Here is a 22945-nt window from a genome sequence, read left to right as displayed (position 1 = left end):
CCACCCGAGGCCGTGCGTGCCGTAGCGTAAGGGGCTCGTTCCGGCCCGGACAGGGTGCGCCCCCTCTTTCCCTTTACGTAAACTTCCACTAGCTCTTGGGCCATAGAGTCGTTCCAGCGACAGGCGACCGGGAGAGAGCATTGGAAGCTGCAATCGGCATGGATGCGCAAGCGATCGGCACAATCGCACAAGGCATGGCGGGATCAGGCCCCGACTTTTCCGTGCGGGGCGTCGATGGCTGGCTGCAGGGCCGCACGATGTATGGCGGGGCGTCCTCGTTCCTCGCCTATGCCGCCGCGCGCAAGGCACGGCCCGACCTGCCGCCGTTGCGCGCTGGCCAGATCAGTTTCCTCGCCCCGGTTGGCTCCGACGTGGACATTACCGTTTCCAGCCTGCGCGAAGGCAAGAGCGTAGCCAATATCCAGACCGACATGGCGAGCGGCGGCACTCTGGCGCATCGCGCCGCGTGGGTGTTCGGCAGCGGGCGGCCATCGAACGGATCGGTGACGCCGCAGCGCGCGGAGAACCTCATGCCCCATACCGAAATGCCGGAACTGGGTTCGCCCGAGGGGCTGCACTTCATCCAGAAGTTCGAGCTGCGCCGTGGCGAGGCCAAGGAAGACCGCCGCCCCGGCGTGGTGCGGCGCTGGGTGCGCTTGCGGGATCGCAGCGGGCTGGATCCCATCGGGGAGCTGGTGCTGATCGGCGATACCCTGCCACCCGGATCGATGCGCGCGATGGAGCGGCGGGGCCGATCAGTTCGATCAACTGGGCCTTCACCCTGCTCGGCGATGCACCGGACACGCGCGACGGCTGGTGGCTGCTGGAAACCGCATCAAACCACATGAGCGATGGTTTCAGCAGCGAGACGTTGCGGATGTGGAACGCCGATGGCGTGCAGGTGATGCACGGCCTGCAGAGCGTGGCGATCTTTGGCTGAGGGGAAAGACATGGAACTGGCCGACGCACAATCGCTGGGGTTCGAGCCTGACCGGCTGGGCCGGATCGGCGCCTTCCTTGACGAGCACTACATCGCCAGTGGGCGCCTGCCGGGGCTCGACGTGCTGGTCGCGCGTGATGGCGAAGCTGTCTATCGCCACACGGCCGGCCGAGCGCGCGAGGACGGCACGCCGATGGCCGCCGACACGATCTGCCGCATCGCCTCGATGACCAAGCCGCTGACCTCGGTGGCGTTCATGATGCTGGTCGAGGAAGGCAAGGTTGCGCTGGACGACCCGGTGAGCAAGGTCATTCCGGAATTTGCCAACCTCGGCGTCTATGCCGGCGGCGGGGGCGAGGTGGACTTCTTTCCGGCGCGCCCTGCCCCGGTGATGCGGATGATCGACCTGATCACGCACCAGTCGGGCCTGACCTATGGCATCCAGAACCGAACCAACGTGGACGCCGCCTATCGCAAGGCGCGGCTGGACGGGCACGCCAGCCTGCCCGGCAACGATCATTTCGTCGAGGAACTGGCCAAGCTGCCGCTGGAGTTCGAGCCGGGGCAAGCGTGGAACTATTCGGTGGGCACCGACGTGCTCGGCGTGGTCGTCGCGCGGCTTTCCGGCATGAGCCTGGGCGAGTTCCTGCGCACGCGCATCTTCGAGCCGCTGGGCATGGTCGATACCGGCTTCCACTGTCCGGACGACAAGGCGCACCGGCTGGCCGACGCCTGGGCCTATCAGGCGGGACAGCCGCCGCAGCTGTTCGACCCCGCCGAGAAATCGGGCACGCGCCGGGTGCCACGCTTTGAAAGCGGTGGCGGCGGGTTGCTTTCGACGACGGCGGACTATCACCGCTTCTGCCGGATGCTGGTCGGCGGCGGTGCTGCTGACGGCGCGCGCATCCTCAGCCCGAAGACGCTGCAGCTGATGACCGCCAACCACCTGCCCGGCGGCGCGGACCTGACGCAGGTTTCCAAGGCGCTGTTCAGCGAGGCCTACAACACGGGCGCCGGGTTCGGCCTTGGCTTTGGCATGACCATCGATCCGGCGCGGGCGCTGGTGCCGGGCTCTGCCGGCGAGTTCTATTGGGGCGGCATCTTTTCGACCGCGTTCTTCGTGGACCCGGTGGAGAAGATCCATGCGGTCTTCATGACCCAGCTCTACCCCTCGTTCATCTACCCCATCCGGCGTCAGTTGAAGACGCTGATCTACAGCGCGCTGGCCACCAGCCGCGCCTGACATAACCTTGCAGGAGAGAGAAGCGATGTCCGACCCCATCCCCGGCGCCAAGGAACACATCGACGCGGCCCGCAAGCTTGCGGCAACGATCGACGATATTCCCGCAGACACGCAATTGCTGCCGATCAATCGCGTTGGCGTGATCGGCGCGGGCACGATGGGCGGCGGGATCACCATGAACTTCCTGACCGCGGGCATCCCGGTGACCATCGTCGAGATGACGCAGGAAGCGCTCGACCGTGGCGTTGCCACCATGCGCAGGAATTACGAGAACACCGTCAAGCGCGGCAAGATGGAAGCAGCGGACGCCGAAGCCGCAATGGGCCGCCTGACGCCCACGCTGGACTTCAATGCTCTGGCCGAGGCCGATCTGGTGATCGAGGCGGTCTACGAGAGCATGGACGTGAAGAAGGACGTGTTCGGCAGGCTCGACAAGGTCGCCAAGGCAGGCGCGATTCTGGCGTCCAACACCAGCTACCTCGACATCGACGAGATCGCCGCCGTCACCTCGCGGCCGGAATCCGTGCTGGGCATGCACTTCTTCTCGCCCGCCAACGTGATGAAGCTGCTGGAAGTCGTGCGCGGCAAGGCGACGGGCAAGGCGCAACTGGCAACGGTGATGGCGCTCTCGGTGAAGATCGGCAAGGTGCCGGTGGTTTCGGGCGTATGCCACGGCTTCATCGGCAACCGCATGCTCTCACCCCGTCAGGCGCAGGCCCATGCCCTGATCATGGAAGGCGCGAACTACTGGGACGTTGACGAGGCGCTGCTCGAGTTCGGCTTCCCGATGGGGCCGTGGCAGATGGCCGACCTGGCTGGCGTGGACATCGGCTGGCACCGCGATCCGAACCGCATCGAGACATTGCGCGACGCGTTGTGCGCGGTCGGCCGCTGGGGCCAGAAGACCAAGAAGGGCTTCTACGATTACGACGACAACCGCCAGCGCACGCCTTCGGACGAGGTCAAGGCGATCATCGCCGAATTCGCGGCCAAGGAAGGCAAGCCGCAGCGGGCAATCGACAGGCAAGAAATCCGCGAGCGGCTGCTCTATCCGATGATCAGCGAAGGCGCGCTGATCCTGGAGGAAGGCATTTCGCAGCGGGCGAGCGACATCGATACGGTCTGGCTCAACGGCTATGGCTGGCCGGCATGGACTGGCGGTCCGATGTTCTGGGCCGACCATATCGGGCTGGATACCGTTGTGGCGGGCCTGAAGAAGCACGGCTTGCCGGTGGCGCCGCTGCTCGAGCGCAAGGCTGCTGCGGGCGAGAAGTTCAACGGCTGACCGGAGAACTGCGATGCGGATCGAGGATATCATCGAGAGCGAGTTCACGCCGCTGAGCGACATCCTGCGCGCCCATGCCGCAAGGCGGGGCGACGCGGTGGCGCTGGCCGACGAGAACCGCACTGTCGGCTGGGCGGAGATGGACGCCCTGCTCGACCGCATCGCCACCGCTCTCCAGCGCGAGGGCGTGGAGAAGGACGAACCTGTCGCCATTGCGGCGATGAACGCAGTGACGACCGGGCTTGCCTTCCTTGGCGCGATCCGGGCGGGTGCAGTGGCGGCGCCGCTGACCTCCACGGCGACCCCGGAAACGATCGTTGCCATGCTGGAAGACAGCGGCAGCCGGGTGCTGCTGCTGGACAAGGAGATTTCCGACAGGCTTGCCGAGCTGGAACTGCCAGCCGGGGTCAAGCGCATCGCGCTGGACGACAGCGACGCAGGCGAGCCGTTCAGCCAGTGGATGGCCGAGGAAGGTGCTGTGCCGGAAGAGCGCACCGCCGCGCCCGGCGATCCATTCAATATCATCTACTCCTCGGGCACCACCGGCGCGCCCAAGGGCATCGTGCAAAGCCACAAGATGCGCCACGAATATGCGCGGCGCACGATCCCCGCAGGCTATGGCGACGATACGGCGGTGATCTGCTCGACCCCGCTCTATTCGAACACCACGCTGGTCAGCTTCCTCCCGCGCTTACCGCAGGCGGAAAGGTGGTGCTGATGCGCAAGTTCGATGCGCGCACGTTCCTTGAGCTGTCCGAGCGCGAGCGCGTGACGCACGCCATGCTGGTGCCGGTGCAATACCGGCGGATCATGGAAGTGCCGGACTTCGACAGCTTTGACCTGTCGTCCTACAAGCTCAAGTCCTGCACTTCCGCGCCCTTCCCGGCTTGGCTGAAGGCCGATGTGCTCAAGCGCTGGCCGGGCGGACTTACCGACGGCTACGGCATGACCGAGGGCGGCGCGACCGCAATCCTGCTGGCGCACCTCTATCCCGACAAGCTGCACACCGTGGGCCAGCCCTCCCCCGGCCACGTGATCAAGATCATCGACGAGGACGGCAACGAACTGCCTCAGGGCGAAGTGGGTGAGATCGTCGGCCATTCGCCGATCATGATGAACGGCTATCACAACAAGGCCGACAAGACCCGCGAGGTCGAATGGTTCGACACCGAGGGTCGCCGCTACATTCGCCACGGCGATGTCGGCAAGTTCGACGAGGACGGCTTCCTGATCCTGATGGACCGCGCCAAGGACATGATCATCTCCGGCGGGTTCAACATCTACCCGAGCGACCTTGAGGCCGAACTCACCCGCCAGAGCGCGGTGAAGGAAGCCGCCGTGGTCGGCGTGCCTTCCGATGCCTGGGGCGAAACCCCGCTGGCCGTCGTAGTGCTCGCCGATCCGACGGCAGAACCTCATGCCATCCTCGCCGAAGCCAACAGTCGGCTGGGCAAGACCCAGCGCATTTCCGCGATCGAAGTGTTGGACGAACTCCCCCGCAGCCCGATCGGCAAGGTGCTGAAGCGCGAACTTCGCGACAGGTTCGGCGGCAACCCCATCCTCGCCGCCACATCCCTCGAAAAGACATCCCCAGCAGGAGCATGAGACATGCGTGACGCCGTAATCGTATCGACCGCCCGCACGCCCATCGGGCGCGCCTACAAGGGCGCCTTCAACGCAACGCCGGGCGCAACGCTTGGCGCACTTTCCTTGCAGGCCGCCGTTACCCGCGCCGGGATCGATCCGGCCGAGGTCGATGACGTGCTGTGGGGCGCGGCGCTGCAGCAGGGCGCGCAGGCCGGCAACATCGCCCGCCAGGTCGCCCTGCGCGCAGGCCTGCCGATCACCACTTCGGGCATGAGCATGGACCGCCAGTGCTCGTCGGGCCTGATGACCATCGCGACGGCTGCCAAGCAGGTGATCATCGACCGCATGGACGTGGTTGCCGCAGGTGGCCAGGAATCGATCAGCCTCGTCCAGACCAAGGAGATGCGCGTCGCCCCGGACAAGAGCCTGATGGCCATGCACAAGGCGATCTACATGCCGATGCTGCAGACCGCCGAGATCGTCGGCCAGCGCTATGGCATCAGCCGCGAGGCTTGCGACGAATACGCCCTGCAATCGCAGCAGCGCACTGCCGCCGCGCAAGCCGCCGGCAAGTTCGATGACGAGATCGTCGCGGTCGACACCTCGATGGGCGTCCAGAACAAGGAATCCGGCGAGATCACCTTCCAGGACGTCCACCTGACCAAGGACGAAGGCAACCGCCCCTCCACCACCATCGAGAACCTGCAGGCATTGAAGCCGGTGATCGAAGGCGGCATCGTGACTGCGGGCAACGCCAGCCAGCTTTCCGACGGATCGTCGGCGGTGATCGTGATGGAGGCAGACCTTGCCGCCAAGCGCGGCCTCACCCCGCTTGGCCGATATGTCGGCATGGCGGTTGCGGGCACCGAGCCTGACGAAATGGGCATCGGCCCCGTCTTCGCCATCCCCAAGCTGCTGCAGCGCTTCGGCCTGAAGATGGACGACATCGGCCTGTGGGAACTGAACGAAGCCTTCGCCGTGCAGGTGCTTTACTGCCGCGACAAGCTGGGCATTCCCAATGACCTGCTCAACGTCAATGGCGGCTCGATCTCGATCGGCCATCCCTATGGCATGACCGGCGCCCGCTGCACCGGCCACGCCCTGATTGAAGGCAAGCGTCGCGGCGCGAAGTATGTCGTGGTGACGATGTGCGTCGGCGGCGGCATGGGCGCTGCGGGGCTGTTCGAGGTGCTTTGATCCGATAGCTTGGAAGGCCCACCCCCAGCCCCTCCCGCCTGCGGGAGGGGAGCAGAAAGGGCTATTGCTCCCCTCCCGCAGGCGGGAGGGGTCGGGGGTGGGCATCGGCGCTTGCCGGAAAACACCACCCCGCCTACCCTGACCCCATGACCGATAACGACAACCGTCCCTATCCCCAAGCCGGGCGCGAGAGGCTGATCTACCCCTCGCCTGTAGGCTGGAAGGGCACCGACTTCGTCGACAACGAAGCCGAGCTGCTCAAGCTGCTGAACCCCAAGACGGTGTTCATGATGGGCGACAATCCCGCCCTGCCCCGGATGCCCGAGCGGCCACGCCTGCTCGATTTCTTCCGCTGCCGCTTCGGCGACATCACCGTGCGGCACCTGCTGGTCAGCGCCAAGCGCGCGCTGGACGATGGGTTGCCGGAGAAGGTCGTGATGGCCTGCCTGCTGCACGACATTTCCAATGGCTGCCTGATCCGCTGCGACCATGGCTACTGGAGCGCGCAGCTGATCGCGCCCTATGTCGATCCGGAAGTGGCCTTTGCGGTGAAGTACCATCAAGCGCTGCGCTATGTGGCGGACGAAAGCGTCGGCTATGCCTATCCCGACAGCTACCACAAGTTCTTCGGGCCGGACTATCAGGTGCCCGAATACCTGCTGCGCGACGCCGAATACGCGCGAGGCCACGAATGGTACATGACCGCGCGGCAGGTCACGCTCTACGACACCTACTTCTTCGACGACTTCCCGGTGGTGGAGCCGGAGGAATTGGAAGCCGTCATTGCACGGAACTTTCGCGAGCCGGAGGAAGGGCTGGGGTTTGATAGCTCACCGACCGCGCATATGTGGAGGACGATGATCTGGCCGAACAACTTTTTGTGAGGGCAGGTTTTCGGTGTTTGAGGGCAAAAGCTGCCGTTCCGGATACGACGCCATAGTCGACATTACATCAATCGTCGCTCAGGATCTGGCTTGCCGCATAAATCGCGATCAGCTCGTCCGGTTTCGCTTGCGTAGCGACATGAAGGATCACGGTTCGTTGGAGTTCGACATCGGGATGAAACGCACAGTTCCCGGCAAACCATAGTGCTTCCGACATTGGTTCATCGGAATGCCACGTCGTCATGACAAACTTTTCATCCGGTATGTCGCCGTAGTCAAAGGTTTCAAGGACGGCCCAATCAACCGCATCGTGCCACTTTTCGCACTCGGTTCCCCAAGCGATTGCATACAGGCAACTGCCGTCCACCAACCACTGGGCGATGCCGTTGCGCCAGTCGTCGGTCACCGTGGTCTCGGAGACAATGATTGCCCGAAGCGGCCCGCTGGGTAGCTGTGGTGGAGTCTCGTTTGGAGGCAGATGCACGTATTCCGGTCTCATGCGCTCAGCTTAGGGGAACGGTTCCAATCGGCAATCCCTTGTCCGAGAGCCACCCCAAACCTGCCATCCAATCACGTCACCACAAAACGCAAAACCAGTCGTCACCCCAGACTTGATCCGGGGTCCCGCTTCTTCTGGCGGTGCGTAAAGGGCAAAAGCGGGACCCCGGGTCTTCGCCCGGGGTGACGTAAGGTTGGCCGAGTGTGTGCAGTCGCTGGACTAACCGACGCCAGCCTCAACCTTCCCCGCATGCCCCGCAAAGCCGTGCATGCCCAGCCACCATTGCAGCGCGATCACGCCGCCCTTGGCGGGCTGGAGCAACCCCACCAACAGCACCAGCGCCATCACCGCGACGATCAGCATCATCGCCCAGCCGGAAAGGCCGGTGTGGAGGCCGAGTTCGATGATCACCGGGGCCATGATGTGCCCGGTCAGCAGGATCGAGATGTAGGGCGGGAAGTCGTCTGCGGCATGGAGCGTCCAGTTCTGGCCGCACAGGCGGCAGCGCTCGACCGGCTTGAGGAAGCGCGGGAACAGGTGCGTGCCGCCGCAGCGCGGACACTTGCCGCGAATGCCGCGCCACAGCGCCCCGCCCAGCCCTTGCGGGAGCGTGGTGCGGGCGAGAGGCAGGGCTTCGGTAGGCATGGCTACTTCGCGAAGGGGTTCTTGGGGCTGCGCAGGGTCAGGCGGATCGGCACGGCGTCGAAGCCGAGTTCGCGGCGGATGCCGTTGACCAGATAGCGGCGATAGCTTTCCGGCAGCTGATCAAGCCGGGTTCCGAACAGGACGAAGCCGGGCGGGCGGGTCTTGGCCTGGGTGATGTAGCGCAGCTTGATGCGGCGACCGCCGGGTGCGGGCGGCGGATTGGCGGCGAGCGCATCGTCAAACCAGCGGTTGAGCGCGGCGGTCGGCACGCGCTTCGACCATGCGGCGCGGATCTCGAACGCCGCCTTGAGCAGATCGTCCAGCCCCTTGCCGGTGCGGCCCGAGATGGCGAGCAGCGGCACGCCGCGCACCTGTGCGAGACCTTCATCGAGCGCCTTGCGGATGCCCTGGAACAGGCCGGAGGGATCTTCGGCCACGTCCCACTTGTTGATAGCGATCATCAGTGCGCGCCCCTCTTCGAGCACCATCGAGGCGATCTTGAGGTCCTGATGCTCCAGCCCGCGCGTGGCATCCAGCGTGAGCACGACGACTTCGGCAAAGTCGATGGCGTGGCGCGCATCGGCGACCGACATCTTCTCGAGCTTTTCGGTGACGTTGGCCTTCTTGCGCATGCCCGCCGTGTCGATCAGGCGGACCGGGCGATAGCCCTCACGCTCGGGATCGAACCACTGCCAGTCGATGGCGATGGAATCGCGGGTGATGCCCGCCTCCGGCCCGGTGAGCAGGCGGTTTTCGCCCAGCAGCTTGTTGATCAGCGTGGACTTGCCCGCATTGGGGCGGCCGACGATGGCCAGCTTGAGGACGGATTCGGGATCGAATTCCTCCTCGTCACCTTCAACCTCGGCGTCTTCGTCCTCTTCGACCTGCTTGGGTTCAAGATGCGGGCGCAGCGCTTCAAACAGGTCGGCAAGGCCCTGGCCGTGTTCGGCGGAGAAAGCGACGGGTTCGCCAAAGCCCAAGGCGAAGGCGTCGTAGATGCCGGGATCGCCCTGGCGGCCTTCGGCCTTGTTGGCCATAAGCACGATGGGCACGCGGCTCTGGCGCAGGTAGCGGGCAATTTCCTCGTCGAGCGGGGTGACTCCAGCGCGCGCATCGATCACGAACAGCGCGACGTCGGCGCCGACCAGCGAGGCTTCGGTCTGCTGGCGCATGCGGCCGGGCAGCGTGTCGGGATCGAGATCTTCCCAGCCCGCCGTATCGACAATGGTGAAATCCAGCCCGAGCAGCGTGGCATCGCCAAAGCGACGATCGCGCGTCACGCCGGGCTGATCGTCCACCAGCGCCAGCTTCTTGCCGACAAGGCGGTTGAACAGCGTCGATTTGCCGACGTTCGGGCGTCCGATAATGATGACCTGAGGGCGCATGGGCCTCCCGTGGCTGTTTGTGCGGCGAAAGGCAAGGGCGGCGCACAGGGCTAACTATTGTTTAGCTGACCATTAACCAATCTGCGCAACATTACATTGACCTAAACTTTCTACTCCGAGGCGTGATGAGAGGGTTCCGGATCTTTGTCGTGATCGCCGCCGCGCTGCCTTGCGGGAACGCCATGGCCGAAGCCGTGGACATGCCCGAAATGCGCGGGGAGCGGGGCTTTTCCGCCAGTTCTTCGGACTATCGCGGCGAGGACGCGCCCCTGCCCTACCTGCAGTGCGTGCCCTATGCGCGCTCGATCAGCGGCATCCAGATCTTCGGCGATGCGCTGACCTGGTGGGACCAGGCCGAGGGGCGCTATGCCCGCGGCCACCGCCCGAAAGTGGGCGCAGTGATGAGCTTTGCACCCTATGGCCGGATGGAACTGGGCCATGTGGCGGCCGTGAGCCGGGTGATCGATTCGCGCACCGTGCTGCTGCGCCATGCCAACTGGTCGCCCATCGACGGGCGGCGCGGGCAGATCGAGGACAACGTGCGCGCGGTGGACGTGTCCGAGGCGAACGACTGGTCGGAAGTGCGGGTGTGGTATGCGCCGATCGGCAACCTCGGCACCACAGCCTGGCCGGTCAACGGCTTCATCTATCCGGACAGACCGGGCCGGAAGGAGCGGGTCACGCTACTGGCCTCGGCGGACAAGCCCAAGGCGGTGGCAGCGCCACGCAAGGCCATAGGGGCGGATTTCCTCAAGGGCATCCGGCCGGAGGTGACGGTAAAGCCCGCGCCGGTGCGGCGCGAACTCGCCTATCGGTACGAGGCGCCCAAGGCTGCGGCGGTGAAGCCGATGGCAAGGGCGACGGGCGGTCTGGCCAACGATCCGATCGGACGGATCATCGCAGCAAAGACGCGCTGACCAGCGCGACCGAGGCCCCCGCTTTCGCGGGGGCACCAGCTTAGAGCGACTTGATGATGGCCGAGAAATCGAGGCCGGCGTTGCCCGCGTCGGCGAAAGCCGAATAGAGCTCTTCCGCGCGCTGCCCCATGGGCACATCGGCGCCGGCGTCCTTTGCAGCGGCCATGGCCAGCTTCAGGTCCTTGAGCATCAGTGCGGTGGCAAAGCCGCCCTGGTAGCCATTGTCGGCGGGGCTCTGCGGGCCGACGCCAGGCACCGGGCAGTACGAGGTCATCGACCAGCACTGGCCCGAGGCCTTGGACGAGATGTCGTAGAAGGTCTGCAGGTCGAGGCCGAGTTTCTCGGCCATGGCAAAGGTCTCGCAGGTGGCGACCATCGAGGCGCCAAGCAGCATGTTGTTGCAGATCTTGGCGGCCTGCCCTGCCCCGCTGGCCCCGGCATGGATCACCGCCTTGCCCATGGCGGCAAGGATCGGCTCGGCGCGCGCGAAGGCTTCGTCGGAGCCGCCGACCATGAAGGTCAGCGTGCCGCCATTCGCCGCAGCAATACCGCCCGAGACAGGCGCATCGACCATGACATAGCCTGCCGCATCGGCTGCCGACGCAACCTCGCGCGCAGTGGCAACGTCGATGGTCGAGCAATCGAGCAGCAGGGCCGAGGTTGGCGCCTGGCCGATCACGTCCGCGCTGTAGACCGACTTCACGATGGCGCCGTTGGGCAGCATCGAGACGACCGCATCCGCCCCCTGCACCGCTTCCTTGACCGAGGTGTAGGTCGTGCAGCCGTTTTCCCTGGCGCGGGTCAGCGCCGCTTCGGCAAGGTCGAAGGCGTGGACGTCGTGCCCCGCCTTGACGAGGTTCGCGGCCATGCCGCCGCCCATGTTGCCGAGGCCGATGAATGCGATTTTCATGAGAATCTCCCCTCCCGCAAGCGGGAGGGGCCGGGGTGGGCCGTCTCCCGAAATGGTGGGTGAGACCAGCCCACCCCTAACCCCTCCCGCCTGCGGGAGGGGGACTAGTTGAACTTAACGCCCCTTCCACACGCCGGGGCGCTTTTCGATGAAGGCCTTCATGCCCTCGGCCTTGTCCTCGCTGGCGGTGAGGATCTGGAAGACGCGGCGTTCGAACAGCAAGCCCTGGTCGAGCGTGGTCTCGAATGCGGCGTTGACCATTTCCTTGTTGGCGACAGCGGCCATCGGCGGCATCGCGGCAATCGTCTCGGCGGTCTTGAGCGCATCGGCGAGCAGGTCTGCCAGCGGCACGACGCGGGTGACGAGGCCCGAACGCTCGGCTTCAGCGGCATCCATCATGCGGCCGGTGAGGCACATGTCCATCGCCTTGGCCTTGCCCACGGCGCGGGTCAGGCGCTGCGAGCCGCCCATGCCGGGAGCCACGCCAAGCTTGATCTCGGGCTGGCCGAACTTCGCGTTTTCCGAAGCGATGATGAAATCGGCCATCATCGCGAGTTCGCAACCGCCGCCCAGCGCGAAGCCGTTTACCGCCGCGATCCACGGCTTGCGCGTGGTCTTGACGAGGTGGCTGGTCCACTTCGAGAAGAAGTCCTCGTTGTAGAAATCAGCGGCGGGCTTTTCCGACATTTCCTTGATGTCGGCGCCGGCGGCAAAGGCCTTTTCGCCGGAGCCGGTCAGCACCGCGCAACGCTGCGAGGCGTCGGCTTCATAGGCGGCAAAGGCCTCGATCAGTTCGGCCAGAACCTGCGAGTTGAGCGCATTCAATGCCTGTGGGCGGTTCAGCGTGATGAGGGTGACGGCACCCTTCTGTTCGACGAGGATGGTTTCGTAATCGGCCATTGATGCCTCCTGTCATTCGTCACCCTGAACTTGTTTCAGGGTCCATGTTTCAATTCAGAGCACCGCGCGCGGGGCACGATGGATGCTGAAACGAGTTCAGCATGACGCTGCGCTTAAAGTGGCTGCCACTCCTCTGCCTCGGCAAGCGGCGCAAAGATCTGGTCGAGCAGGTCGTCGGTGACGCCCTCTGCGGTGGCGGGCGACCACTTCGGCGCGTGGTCCTTGTCGACAATGACGGCGCGCACGCCCTCTGCAAAGTCCGGCAGGACGAGGACGCGGGCGCCGATGCGGTATTCCATCGCCATGTTGGCGGCGAAGTCCGGCAGCGTCAGGCTGGTGGCGAGCTGGCGCAGGGCGACCTTGCAGGTCTGCGGGCTCTTGGTGTGGAGCGTCTTTAGGGTTTCGGCGGCAAAGTCCGAGCCGTCGGCTTCGAGTGCGGCGAGAATGTCTTCGTAGCAATCAGAGGCGAACAGGCGGGCAATGTCGGCGGCGTGGGCGGCGATCTTGGGCTCGGGCGGGACGGCTGACAGTTCGCGCAGGATCGCCGGGATGTTCTCGGGATCGGCGGCGATACGGGCCTTGGCTTCGGCCAGATTAGCCGATGGCAGGTAGTGCGTGGTAAGACCGGCCCAGACGCATTCCGCACCATCGAGCCGCGCACCCGTCAGCGCGAGGTACTGGCCGAGGCGGCCCTTGAGCCGCGAGAGGAACCAGCCGCCGCCAACGTCCGGGAACAGGCCGATGCCGGTTTCGGGCATGGCGAGCTTGGTGTTCTCGGTGGCGACGCGGAACGTGGCAGGGCCGGCAATGCCGACGCCGCCGCCCATGGTGATGCCATCCATGAAGGCGACCACGGGCTTGCCGTAGGTCATCAGCAGGTGGTTGAGCTGGTATTCGTCGTGGAAGAACTTGCGGCCAGACGTGCCGCCATCGTTCAGCGCCGAATTGCGCAGGAAGGCGATATCGCCGCCTGCGCAGAAGCCCCGCGACAGCTTGGGATCGCCATCGGCGGGCAGCTGGTGGTCGATCATCACGACCGCCAAGCCATTGTCACCGCGCCATTCGAGAAGCGATGCGGTCATGGCGTGGACCATGTCGAGCGTCAGCGCATGGATCGCGCGGGGGCGGTTGAGCGAGAGGATACCAGCTGCACCTTCACGCCGGCCAAGAACTTCGTCGGTCACTTCAGCAGGTCCCTTCCCACGATCATGCGCATGACTTCATTGGTGCCTTCAAGGATGCGGTGGACGCGCAGGTCGCGCCAGAAGCGCTCGATCGGGTAATCGCGCAAGTAGCCGTAGCCGCCGAACATCTGCAGCGCGCGATCGACGATCGAGGAGCCGTTATCGGTCGCCAGCTTCTTGGCCATGGCCGAGAAACGGGTCTTGTCGGGCGCACCGGTGGTCACCTTGGCTGCTGCCATGTAGAGCAGCGCGCGGGCGGATTCGAGGTCGGTCGCCATGTCGGCGAGGACGAACTGGGTGTTCTGGAATTCGGCGATGGACTTGCCGAACTGCTTGCGATCCTTGACGTAGCCGATCGCCTCATCAAGGCAGCGCTGCGCACCGCCCAGCGAACAGGCGCCGATATTGAGGCGACCGCCATCGAGGCCTGCCATGGCGAACTTGAAGCCGTCGCCCTCGGCCCCGACGCGATTGGCGACGGGCACGCGCACGTTGTCGAAGATCACCTGCGCAGTGGGCGAGGCATTCCAGCCAAGCTTGCGTTCGGGCGCGCCGAAGCTGACGCCGTCCATGTCCTTGTCGATGACGAGGCACGAGATGCCCCGCGCACCTTCGTCGCCGGTGCGGACCATGGTGACGTAGATATCGTTGACGCCACCGCCCGAGATGAACTGCTTGGTGCCGTTGACGACGTAATGGTCACCATCGAGGCGGGCGGTAGTCTTGAGCGCGGCTGCGTCAGAGCCCGAACCGGGCTCGGTAAGGCAGTAGCTGGCGATCTTGTCCATGGTGACCAGATCGGGAAGGTAGCGCCCCTTGATCTCGTCGCCGCCGAAGGTGTCGATCATCCACGCGGCCATGTTGTGGATCGAGATGAACGCGCTGGTCGCCGGACAGCCATAGGCCATGGCTTCCATGATCAGCGCAGCTTCGAGACGCCCAAGGCCAATGCCGCCCGATTCCTCGCTGACGTAGATCGCGGCAAAACCGAGTTCGGCGGCCGCCTTGATCGTCTCGCGCGGGAAGGTGTGGTCTTCGTCCCACTGCGCGGCAAAGGGGTAATGGCATCGGCGGTGAAGCGGCGGGCCATGTCCTGAATGGCGATCTGGTCTTCGGTCAGCGCGAACTGGTCGGTCATCTGTCTTTTCCCGTCACACGGAATTAACCGTGCCCTTAAACTGAAGCATGGGCGGCGGATATGGTCCACCGCCCAAGCTGTCCAGACCTATCCGCAGGAAATGCGGACGATCGTGTAGTTGTCATCATAGGATACCGTCAGCCGGTCGGCGCGGTAGTCCATCGTCACGGCTGAACGCGGCGGCACCCAGCGCAGGGTGCGGGCGCCGGACAGACGCATCAGCTCGGCACCGCTGGCGGCAGTGGCCTTGTGGCCGACATGCGACTGGACCGCATCGGCATTGCAGGTTCCCTGAGGCATGGCGGGAAGATCCTTTGGCGGCGGCGGTGTGGCTTGCGTGCAGGCCGAAAGACCGGCCAGAGCGGCAATGGCGATGATTGCAGGCTTCATCACGGCTCCCCTCACTTGCAACGGCTGTGGCGACGCGGGCCCTGCGGTGCGTCATCGCCAAATTCGGTCAGCACCAGCGTCTTGCCGCCGTCCTCGAGCTTGTAGCTGGCATCGCGCTGCCACTTCATGCCCTCGCCCTCGTAATCGAACACGGCGCGCACTTCGGTGGGCGTGGCGACCTTGGCGTTGGTGAGGTCAGCCACGGATTCGTAGAACTTCACCGACTTCTCGCCAATGGTCAGCGCGCCCTTGTCGGCCCCGGTGGTGGGGTCGCAGTCCGCCGGGCTCATCGCCCACTTGCCGCGCATGGCTGCAGGGAAGGTGGCGGCGGTGATCGGCGCGGCTTCGCTGGCGCCGGGGGCGACCGGCGCGGCCATCGCCTCGCTCTCGCTGACCATGGGCGCGAGGCTGGGCGTCGCCGAAGCGCTGGGCTCGGGCGAAGGGTCTGAACACGCGGCAAGCGCCAGCGGCAGGATCAGCAGGGGAAGAGCGAGATGCTTCATCGGGAGTGCTCCGGTGTGGTTGATGGCATAACCAACGCGCACCGGAGCGATCCTTTCCATGAGGCCTCAGGTCAGCCCATCGTCGGGATGACGAACGCGTTGCCGCCGTCGGGCGATCCATCCGGCCAGCGCTGGGTGATCGTCTTGACCTTGGTCCAGAACTTCACGCCTTCCATGCCGTGCTGGTTGGTGTCGCCGAAGGCAGACCGCTTCCAGCCGCCGAAGGTGTGGTAGGCAACCGGCACCGGGATCGGCACGTTGATGCCGACCATGCCGACATTGACGCGGGCAGCAAATTCACGCGCGGCGTGGCCGTTGCGCGTGAAGATGGCAACGCCGTTGCCGTACTGGTGCTTCGACGGCAGCGCGAGCGCTTCCTCGAAGTCCTTGGCGCGGACGATCTGCAGGACGGGGCCGAAGATCTCGTTGTGATAGCTGTCCATGTCGGGCGTGACATGGTCGATCAGCGTCGGGCCGACGAAGAAGCCTTCCTCATGCCCCTGCAGCGTGAAGCCGCGACCATCGACGACGAGTTCGCCGCCTTCCTCGATGCACTTGCCGATCCAGCCTTCGACCTTCTCCTTGTGCGCCTGGGTCACGACCGGACCGTAGTGCGCTTCGGGATCGGTCGAGACGCCGACGCGCAGAGCCTCGATTGCCGGGATCAGCTTGGCGCGGAGCTTGTTGGCGGTTTCCTCGCCCACCGGCACCACGACGGGGAGTGCCATGCAGCGCTCGCCAGCCGAACCGAAGGCCGCGCCGCACAGGTCGCCCACCACCTGATCGAGGTCGGCGTCGGGCATGACGATGCCGTGGTTCTTGGCACCGCCCATGGCCTGCACGCGCTTACCGGCGGCGACGCCACGGTTGTAGACGTAGTGGGCAATATCCGACGAGCCGACGAAGCTGACCGCGCCGATGGCCGGGTGATCGAGGATCGCGTCGACCATTTCCTTGTCGCCATGGACGACCTGGCAAATTCCTTCGGGCAGGCCCGCTTCGATGAACAGTTCGGCCAGGCGCACCGGGACCGAGGGGTCACGCTCGGAAGGCTTGATGATGAAGGCGTTGCCGGTGGCGATGGCAATCGCGCTCATCCACAGCGGGATCATGCCAGGGAAGTTGAACGGCGTGATGCCCGCGCCGATGCCGATCGGCTGGCGCATCGAATAGACGTCGATGCCGGGGCCGGCGCCTTGGGTGTATTCACCCTTGAGCACGTGCGGGATGCCGCAGGCGAATTCGACAACCTCAAGGCCGCGCTGGATATCGCCCTTGGAATCGGCAATGACCTTGCCGTGCTCCGACGAGAGCATGTGGGCGAGGCTGTCCATGTTGGCTTCGACCAGTTCCTTGAAGCGGAACATGACGCGGGCGCGGCGCTGCGGGTTGGTGGCGGCCCAGGCGGGCTGCGCCTTGAGGGCGGCCTGCACGGCGCGCTCCAGCGTCTCGGCGGTGCCAAGCGCGACTTCGGCCTGCACGCCGCCGTTGTTGGGATCGAAGATCGGGCTCTTGCGGGCGGGCGCGCCGCCGGGGCCGCCGACGATGAAGTGGTCTACGAGACGCATCAGAAATCCTCTTTCACCAAGACTTGCGCAGCGTGATGCGCCCGCCGGAGATTGCAGGCAACAAGCGAATGTGCGAGGTCTACCTGCAAATTTGCAGGTGACCGGATGCAGTCGAGCGACTGGAACGATTTTCAGGCCTTTCTCGCGGTGGCGCGCGCCGGACAACTCGCGCGGGCAGCGGCGAGCATGGGCGTCGATGCCACGACGATCGGACGGCGGTTGCGGCGGCTGGAGACTCGCACCGGCGCCACGCTGTTCGAACAGACGCGCGAAGGACAGGTCCTGACCGAGGCGGGCGAGGCGATGCTGGCCGAGGTCGAGGCGATGGACCAGGCCGCCAGTCGCATCGCCGAGAATGCCGCGAGTGTGGGGGGAGTTGCCGGTAACTTGCGGGTGAGTCTGTCCGAAGGCTTCGGGAGTTGGATTGTTGCCCCTGCCCTGCGCAGTTTTGTCGAGGCCAACCCGAGGCTGATGGTCGATCTCGTTGCTTCTTCAGGATTTCTCAGCCCGTCCAAGCGCGAAGCCGACCTTGCGGTCACGCTATCGCGCCCGCGCGCAGGGCCGGTGATCGCGGGGAAGCTCTCGGACTACACGCTGCGGCTTTACGCGACGCGCGGGTATCTGTCGCAAAAGGGGTTGCCGGAAAAGCCAGCCGAACTCGCGCGCGGACACCGGCTGGTGGGCTATATACCCGATCTGCTCTATGCGCCGGAACTGCGCTATCTCGCTGAAATCGAACCGGACCTGACCGCGAACCTGCGCTCGTCCTCGATCATCGCGCAGCACCGCATGATCGCGGCGGGGGCGGGCATCGGCGTGCTGCCATGCTTCATCGGCGATTCGGACAAATGGCTGGTGCCGGTCCTGCCCGCCGCCCGCGTGACGCGATCGTTCTGGCTGGTGACGCACAAGGACACGCACAACCTGGCGCGCGTGCGGGCGTTCAAGGACTGGCTTACCGCGCTGGTTACGCGGGAGCGCGGGCGGCTATTGCCGCGGTAAGGGGCAAAGGCAAAGAGTGCCCCTCCACCACCAGCCTTGCTGGCGGTTCCCCTCCCCGTTTGCACTTCGTGAAAACAGGGAGGATCGGGAAGTCAGGCCTTGGCGACGGGCGCGTCTGGCCCAAGGTCTTCGTACCAGGCTTCGACCGGGCCATTGAGCTTGATCGTGAGCGGGTTGCCCTTGCGATCCATGCTCTTGCCCGCCTGCACGCGCACCCAGCCTTCGGAGATCGAGTATTCCTCGACATTGTTGCGCACCACGCCCTTGAAGCGGATGCCGACGCCGCGGCGCAGCTTGTCCGCATCGAAATAGGGGCTGCGCGGGTTGATCGCGAGACGGTCCGGCGGGACGTCGGGACCAGAGGTTTCGGGCTGAATGGTTTCGTCGCTCATGGAGGGCGCAAATATCTTGATTGCCCCACTTGTCAATCGAAGCGGAGCGTCGTAGAGGCCCGCCCCTGTCAAGCGGTCGGAACGCCGACCTTGCTCTGACGGGCGCGTAGCTCAGCGGTAGAGCACACCCTTCACACGGGTGGGGTCACAGGTTCAATCCCTGTCGCGCCCACCAGAAACGGCCCGCGAGAGATCGCGGGCTTTTCTGTATCTGGCGGAACCGCGCGTTGCCCAGGTGGATTGGTCTTTCTCCCCCACGGAGAAATTTCCATGCAAAACAAGGATGAACGCACGCCACCGCTGGAGCCGAAGAGCGACAACGCAAGCCTCAACAGCGAAGTCCACGCGACCACCAAGATCAATTCAAGCGTGACGCCCGAGCAGTATCCGGAAGAGCAGCGGCGGATGCAGGCGATTTCCTCGCAGGAGCCCAGCGAAGGGGTGCGCAAGGACAGGACGCAGGATGCATCGCGCCTTTCCCATTCGAGCGAGGAGCCCAGCGAGGGTGAGCGAGAGGAGTGAGTGCGGTTTGCGCGAAATCAAGGACCTTCTAATATAACGCGGCATCATGGGCTGGTTCGCAAGGAGGACCAGACCCATGTTCAAGACCAATGTTGGCGGGATCGACCGCGCGGCTCGCATCGTGCTTGGCCTTGTGCTGATCGCGCTCGTTTTCGTCGGGCCGCAGACACCCTTCGGATGGATCGGCGTGGTGCCGCTGCTGACAGGCCTGATGCGCACCTGCCCGCTCTATTCGCTGCTGGGCATGAATACCTGCCCCCGCATGTAAGAGCGCCGAGGGCGGGTTGCGCCGGGAGACGCGAGGCGGCATAGCGCTGCGCCATGCACGATATCCGCCTGATCCGCGAAAACCCCGCCGCGTTCGATGCCGCCCTCGCCCGCCGCGGGTGGAGCCTGCTGCTGAAGCCATCCTCGCGCTCGACGCGCGCCGCCGCGAGATCGCGACGCGGATGCAGGAAGTGCAGGCCCGCCGCAATGAAGCATCCAAGGCCATTGGCGCGGCCATGGGCAAGGGCGACAAGGATACGGCCGAAGCGCTGAAGGCCGAAGTGGCGGCGCTGAAGGTGGAACTGCCCTCGCTGGAGGAGGAAGAGCGCCAGTTGACGGCGCAGCAGAACGCTGCGCTGGCCGCCTATCCCAATGCGCCTGCCGCTGATGTGCCGGAGGGTGCGGACGAGAGCGAGAATGCCGAACTGCTGCGCTGGGGAAGCCCGCGCGAGTTCAGCTTCACGCCGAAGGAGCATGCCGATCTCGGCCCGGCGCTCGGCCTCGACTTCGAAACCGGCGCGCTGATTTCGGGCGCGCGATTCACGTTCCTCAAGGGCGGGATGGCGCGGCTGCACCGGGCGCTGGCGCAGTTCATGCTCGACCGGCAGACTGGCGAGAACGGCTACTTGGAGTGCATCCCGCCGCTGCTGGTCAAGGACGAGGCGGTGTTTGGCACGGGGCAATTGCCCAAGTTCTCGGAAGACCTGTTCAAGACCACGGACGGGCGCTGGATGATCCCGACCGCCGAGGTCAGCCTGACCAATGCGGTGCAGGGCCAGATTCTGGGCGAGGCCCAGCTCCCCCTGCGCATGACGGCCCTGACGCCGTGTTTCCGCTCGGAGGCCGGTGCGGCGGGGCGCGATACGCGGGGGTTCATTCGCCAGCACCAGTTCGAGAAGGTTGAACTGGTTTCGATTACCAAGCCCGAGGATTCGGAAGCCGAGCATGAGCGCATGACCGCTTGCGCAGAAGGCGTACTGCAGGCGCTGGGCCTGCCCTATCGCAAGGTGCTGCTGTGCACCGGCGACATGGGCTTCACGGCGCGCAAGACTTATGACCTCGAGGTCTGGCTGCCGGGCCAGGGCGCCTATCGCGAGATCTCCTCGTGTTCGAACTGTGGCGACTTCCAGGCGCGGCGGATGAATGCGCGCTATCGCCCGGAAGGGGCAAAAGGCACCGAGTTCGTTCATACTCTTAATGGTTCGGGCCTTGCCGTGGGCCGTACGCTGGTGGCAGTCTTGGAGAACTACCAGCGGGAGGACGGATCGGTGGACGTGCCGGAAGTGCTGCACCCCTACATGGGCGGGCTGACCCGCCTCGAACCGCTGGCGTGATCCGCGCGCTGGCGGCAGGCCTTGCGCTCCTGGCAGCGGCACCGACTATTGCGCAGGGCGCGCGCCCGCCGATCGTGGCATGGACCTATACCGTGCAGGCGGGCGATACCTTCTCGGACATCGCGCGGCGCTGGGGCGTGGACATGGCGACGCTGGGCGAGGCGAACGCGATCCCCAGCCCTTACGTCATCCGCATCGGGCAGGTGCTGAAGCGGCCAGAACCCAAAGGCGCGCCCAAGGGTGCGCCCAAGGCTCTGGCAAAGCCCTCTCCCTCGGCTGCTGCGGTCGAAACCCCGAAGGCGGTGCCCCGCCCGGCCCCGACGCTGCGACCCGCCCCGCCTGCGCGCGCGCCGCTTGCGCCGCGTGAATCCGACGCACCGAAGATCGGCTGGCCCACCGAAGGCGCGGTCGTCAGCCATTATCGCGACAAGGTGGCAGGCATTCCTTCGAACGGGATCGACCTGATTGCCCACCCCGGACAGAAAGTGCGGGCGGCGGCGGCGGGCACGGTGCTCTATGCCGGGAAGGAGCCCGAGCGCTTCGGGCAGTTGATCCTGATCGATCATGGCGGCGGCTTCGTCACGGCCTATGCCTATCTTGGCATGATGACGGTGAAGGAAGGGCAGGCCGTGACCAAGGGCGAGCGCATCGCGCTGGTCGGGCAAAGCGGCGAAGTGCAGCGGCCTACGGTTCATTTCGAGCTGCGCCGCAACAATGTGCCGCGCGATCCGGAACTATACCTGCCGCCGCGGTTGTAGCGCTGATGGACCTTCACCTTCTCCGCCGTGGCGGGCGCAAGCCGACGAACGTGTTGCGGCGAACGCTGAAGGTCTCGGTCTGGGCCGACCTCGGCCTGCGACTGGGTGCCGCGTTTGCGCTGGTGGCGATCGTGGTGGCCGTCCACTGGATCGACCGGGCCGGGCTGAAGGACAGCCACGACGGGACGATCAGTTTCCTCGACGTGGTCTACTTCACGATGATCTCGATCACGACCACCGGCTTTGGCGACATCGCCCCGGTGAGCGACCGTTCGCGGCTGATCGAGGCGGTGATCGTCACGCCGATCCGGGTGGCGGTGATCTTCATCTTCGTCGGCACGGCCTACAATTTCATCATCAAGCGCACCTGGGAGCGGTTTCGCATGGCGCAGATCCAGAAGAACCTGACCGATCATATCGTGGTGCTGGGCTTTGGCGTATCGGGGGCCGAAGCCGTGGCCGAACTGGTCGCGCGCGGCACCGATCCGGGCTGCATCGTGGTGATCGATCCTTCGGAAAGCGCGCTGGCGGCAGCGGCCAACATCGGCTGCAATGTCATGGCTGGCGATGCCACGCGCGATGCCACGCTGGTCGATGTGCGCATCGACCGGGCCTGTGCCATCCTGGTTTCGGCCGGGCGCGACGATACCTCGATCCTGATCACGCTGACCGCGCGGCACCTGGCGCCGGGCGTGCCGATCAGCACCGTGGTGCGCGCGGCCGACAACGAGGATCTGGCGCGCCAGGCCGGGGCCAGCACGGTCATCAACCCGGTGCGCTTTACCGGGCTGCTGATGGCCGGGTCCGCCCATGGCAAGCACGTCGCCGAATACCTGACCGATCTCGCCTCGGTCGAAGGCCGGGTGCAACTGGTGGAGCGCAAGGTGCGGCCCGAGGAAGTCGGCCGTCCGCTGGCGGCGCTGGCCAGCGGCGGGCGCGGGCTTAGGATCTATCGGCGCGGCACGGTCATCGGCTTCTGGGAAGCGGCTGCCGAACGGCTGGAGGATGGCGACGAGATCGTCGAGATCGCCCCGACCCCGGCTACTGGCCGAGAAGCATGAACGCGAGACCCATCGAGAGGTAGGCGGCGAGCCAGAAGCCACCGTCGATCAATGCGAGGCGCGTGCTGATGCGCTGCTGGCTGTAGCTGATCCACAGCGAGGGGATGATGAAGGCGATGGCAAGCCCGCCCGACATCATGAAGTAGAGCCACCACTTCACGTCGAGCGTGGCCGCCCCGACGCGGGCGAACATGTGGCCCATCATGCTGGCGGAAATGAACAGCAGCGCAGCAGTGATCGCAGCGGTTCGCGCAGGCGAGCGGCGAATGCCGAGCTTGCCGGGGCCGACTTCCTCCAGCCGGGCACGGCCGAACAGCGGGCCATACCAAAGGGCTGACGCACCAAGCGCAAAAAGCGTTGCAACAACGACGGCTATCCAGTTGACCGGGCCCATCTTTTCCTTCTTTGCCAAGCCCCCGCTGCAACCATCTGCT

Annotated in this window: 21 protein-coding genes, 1 tRNA gene and 5 pseudogenes; 15 read left to right on the top strand and 12 right to left on the bottom strand. The window is 65.4% G+C overall.

Annotation, left to right across the window (positions count from 1 at the left end):
• Window positions 1–158 precede the first annotated feature (158 nt).
• From C7W88_RS24700 to C7W88_RS08570, 7 genes and pseudogenes are all read left to right on the top strand, one after another.
• Window positions 159–419: pseudogene (locus tag C7W88_RS24700) on the top strand (acyl-CoA thioesterase domain-containing protein); the annotation flags it as partial.
• A gap of 47 nt (window positions 420–466) precedes the next feature.
• A complete protein-coding gene (locus C7W88_RS24695; RefSeq protein WP_370073234.1) occupies window positions 467–940 on the top strand; it encodes a hypothetical protein in 474 nt (157 codons plus the stop codon).
• A 10-nt stretch (window positions 941–950) separates the two neighbouring features.
• Window positions 951–2183, top strand: a complete 1233-nt coding sequence (locus tag C7W88_RS08590) for a serine hydrolase (RefSeq protein ID WP_118073230.1) — start codon at window positions 951–953, stop codon at window positions 2181–2183.
• A 46-nt stretch (window positions 2184–2229) separates the two neighbouring features.
• Window positions 2230–3468, top strand: a pseudogene (locus C7W88_RS08585) (3-hydroxyacyl-CoA dehydrogenase NAD-binding domain-containing protein); the annotation flags it as partial.
• A gap of 13 nt (window positions 3469–3481) precedes the next feature.
• Window positions 3482–5073: pseudogene (locus C7W88_RS08580) on the top strand (class I adenylate-forming enzyme family protein).
• Between the two features lie 3 nt (window positions 5074–5076).
• Complete coding sequence (locus C7W88_RS08575) at window positions 5077–6252, top strand: acetyl-CoA C-acyltransferase (protein ID WP_118073228.1); 1176 nt, start codon at window positions 5077–5079, stop codon at window positions 6250–6252.
• Between the two features lie 146 nt (window positions 6253–6398).
• Window positions 6399–7136 (top strand): hypothetical protein, encoded by a 738-nt coding sequence (locus tag C7W88_RS08570; protein ID WP_118073227.1) that lies wholly within the window; start codon window positions 6399–6401, stop codon window positions 7134–7136.
• Window positions 7137–7203: 67 nt separating this feature from the next.
• On the opposite strand, the gene C7W88_RS08565 is transcribed toward C7W88_RS08570, so the two are convergent.
• The 3 genes from C7W88_RS08565 to der form a co-directional block, all read right to left on the bottom strand.
• Window positions 7204–7542, bottom strand: a complete 339-nt coding sequence (locus C7W88_RS08565; protein WP_240344894.1) for a hypothetical protein — start codon at window positions 7540–7542, stop codon at window positions 7204–7206.
• A 312-nt stretch (window positions 7543–7854) separates the two neighbouring features.
• Window positions 7855–8280, bottom strand: a complete 426-nt coding sequence (locus C7W88_RS08560; protein WP_118073225.1) for a DUF983 domain-containing protein — start codon at window positions 8278–8280, stop codon at window positions 7855–7857.
• Between the two features lie 2 nt (window positions 8281–8282).
• The gene (gene der, locus C7W88_RS08555) at window positions 8283–9665 is read right to left on the bottom strand and encodes a ribosome biogenesis GTPase Der (protein WP_118073224.1); all 1383 of its coding nucleotides are present in this window, start codon (window positions 9663–9665) and stop codon (window positions 8283–8285) included.
• Window positions 9666–9790: 125 nt separating this feature from the next.
• Between der and C7W88_RS08550 the strand changes: the two genes are divergently transcribed.
• The gene (locus C7W88_RS08550) at window positions 9791–10582 is read left to right on the top strand and encodes a CHAP domain-containing protein (RefSeq protein ID WP_370073219.1); all 792 of its coding nucleotides are present in this window, start codon (window positions 9791–9793) and stop codon (window positions 10580–10582) included.
• Window positions 10583–10622: 40 nt separating this feature from the next.
• Here the strand turns inward: C7W88_RS08550 and mmsB are convergent, their stop codons facing one another.
• The 7 genes and pseudogenes from mmsB to C7W88_RS08515 all read right to left on the bottom strand — a co-directional run bounded on the left by mmsB (window position 10623) and on the right by C7W88_RS08515 (window position 17175).
• Entirely contained in the window at window positions 10623–11492 is an 870-nt protein-coding gene (mmsB, locus tag C7W88_RS08545) for a 3-hydroxyisobutyrate dehydrogenase (protein ID WP_118073223.1), read from the bottom strand.
• A 114-nt stretch (window positions 11493–11606) separates the two neighbouring features.
• Window positions 11607–12392: an enoyl-CoA hydratase-related protein gene (locus C7W88_RS08540; RefSeq protein WP_118073222.1), complete on the bottom strand. Its 786-nt coding sequence runs from the start codon at window positions 12390–12392 to the stop codon at window positions 11607–11609.
• A 113-nt stretch (window positions 12393–12505) separates the two neighbouring features.
• Window positions 12506–13576 carry an enoyl-CoA hydratase/isomerase family protein gene (locus C7W88_RS08535; RefSeq protein ID WP_118073221.1) on the bottom strand — a complete coding sequence of 357 codons (1071 nt, stop codon included), beginning with the start codon at window positions 13574–13576 and terminating at the stop codon, window positions 12506–12508.
• Window positions 13573–14714 (bottom strand): annotated as a pseudogene (locus C7W88_RS08530) (acyl-CoA dehydrogenase family protein). Before C7W88_RS08530 ends, C7W88_RS08535 begins: the two are co-directional and overlap by 4 nt.
• A gap of 87 nt (window positions 14715–14801) precedes the next feature.
• Window positions 14802–15104: an I78 family peptidase inhibitor gene (locus tag C7W88_RS08525; RefSeq protein ID WP_118073220.1), complete on the bottom strand. Its 303-nt coding sequence runs from the start codon at window positions 15102–15104 to the stop codon at window positions 14802–14804.
• Window positions 15105–15115: 11 nt separating this feature from the next.
• Window positions 15116–15667: a hypothetical protein gene (locus C7W88_RS08520; protein WP_118073219.1), complete on the bottom strand. Its 552-nt coding sequence runs from the start codon at window positions 15665–15667 to the stop codon at window positions 15116–15118.
• Between the two features lie 11 nt (window positions 15668–15678).
• On the bottom strand, window positions 15679–17175 hold the full coding sequence (locus C7W88_RS08515; RefSeq protein ID WP_118073218.1) for a CoA-acylating methylmalonate-semialdehyde dehydrogenase: 1497 nt from the start codon (window positions 17173–17175) through the stop codon (window positions 15679–15681).
• A 105-nt stretch (window positions 17176–17280) separates the two neighbouring features.
• On the opposite strand from C7W88_RS08515, the gene C7W88_RS08510 reads away from it, so the two are divergent.
• Complete coding sequence (locus C7W88_RS08510; RefSeq protein ID WP_118073217.1) at window positions 17281–18177, top strand: LysR family transcriptional regulator; 897 nt, start codon at window positions 17281–17283, stop codon at window positions 18175–18177.
• Window positions 18178–18269: 92 nt separating this feature from the next.
• Here C7W88_RS08510 and C7W88_RS08505 read toward each other — a convergent pair whose 3' ends face one another.
• Complete coding sequence (locus C7W88_RS08505; RefSeq protein ID WP_118073216.1) at window positions 18270–18569, bottom strand: DUF3297 family protein; 300 nt, start codon at window positions 18567–18569, stop codon at window positions 18270–18272.
• A 100-nt stretch (window positions 18570–18669) separates the two neighbouring features.
• On the opposite strand from C7W88_RS08505, the gene C7W88_RS08500 reads away from it, so the two are divergent.
• The 6 genes and pseudogenes from C7W88_RS08500 to C7W88_RS08475 all read left to right on the top strand — a co-directional run bounded on the left by C7W88_RS08500 (window position 18670) and on the right by C7W88_RS08475 (window position 22511).
• Window positions 18670–18744: transfer RNA gene (locus tag C7W88_RS08500), tRNA-Val, on the top strand.
• Window positions 18745–18839: 95 nt separating this feature from the next.
• Window positions 18840–19091, top strand: coding sequence for a hypothetical protein (locus tag C7W88_RS08495; protein WP_118073215.1), 252 nt, complete (start codon window positions 18840–18842; stop codon window positions 19089–19091).
• A gap of 76 nt (window positions 19092–19167) precedes the next feature.
• Window positions 19168–19359, top strand: a complete 192-nt coding sequence (locus tag C7W88_RS08490) for a DUF2892 domain-containing protein (RefSeq protein WP_118073214.1) — start codon at window positions 19168–19170, stop codon at window positions 19357–19359.
• Between the two features lie 53 nt (window positions 19360–19412).
• Window positions 19413–20692, top strand: a pseudogene (gene serS, locus C7W88_RS08485) (serine--tRNA ligase).
• A complete protein-coding gene (locus tag C7W88_RS08480) occupies window positions 20689–21450 on the top strand; it encodes a M23 family metallopeptidase (protein ID WP_118073213.1) in 762 nt (253 codons plus the stop codon). Before serS ends, C7W88_RS08480 begins: the two are co-directional and overlap by 4 nt.
• A gap of 5 nt (window positions 21451–21455) precedes the next feature.
• Complete coding sequence (locus C7W88_RS08475) at window positions 21456–22511, top strand: TrkA family potassium uptake protein (protein WP_118073212.1); 1056 nt, start codon at window positions 21456–21458, stop codon at window positions 22509–22511.
• Here C7W88_RS08475 and C7W88_RS08470 read toward each other — a convergent pair.
• The gene (locus tag C7W88_RS08470; protein ID WP_118074669.1) at window positions 22492–22905 is read right to left on the bottom strand and encodes a DUF1761 domain-containing protein; all 414 of its coding nucleotides are present in this window, start codon (window positions 22903–22905) and stop codon (window positions 22492–22494) included. The genes C7W88_RS08475 and C7W88_RS08470 overlap by 20 nt on opposite strands.
• Window positions 22906–22945: the final 40 nt, after the last annotated feature.

It is taken from the genome of Novosphingobium sp. THN1 (assembly GCF_003454795.1).
In the GTDB taxonomy this organism is placed as follows: domain Bacteria; phylum Pseudomonadota; class Alphaproteobacteria; order Sphingomonadales; family Sphingomonadaceae; genus Novosphingobium.
The sequence above is the reverse complement of the archived record's forward strand: the minus strand, read 5'-3'. Positions and strand labels throughout refer to the sequence as shown.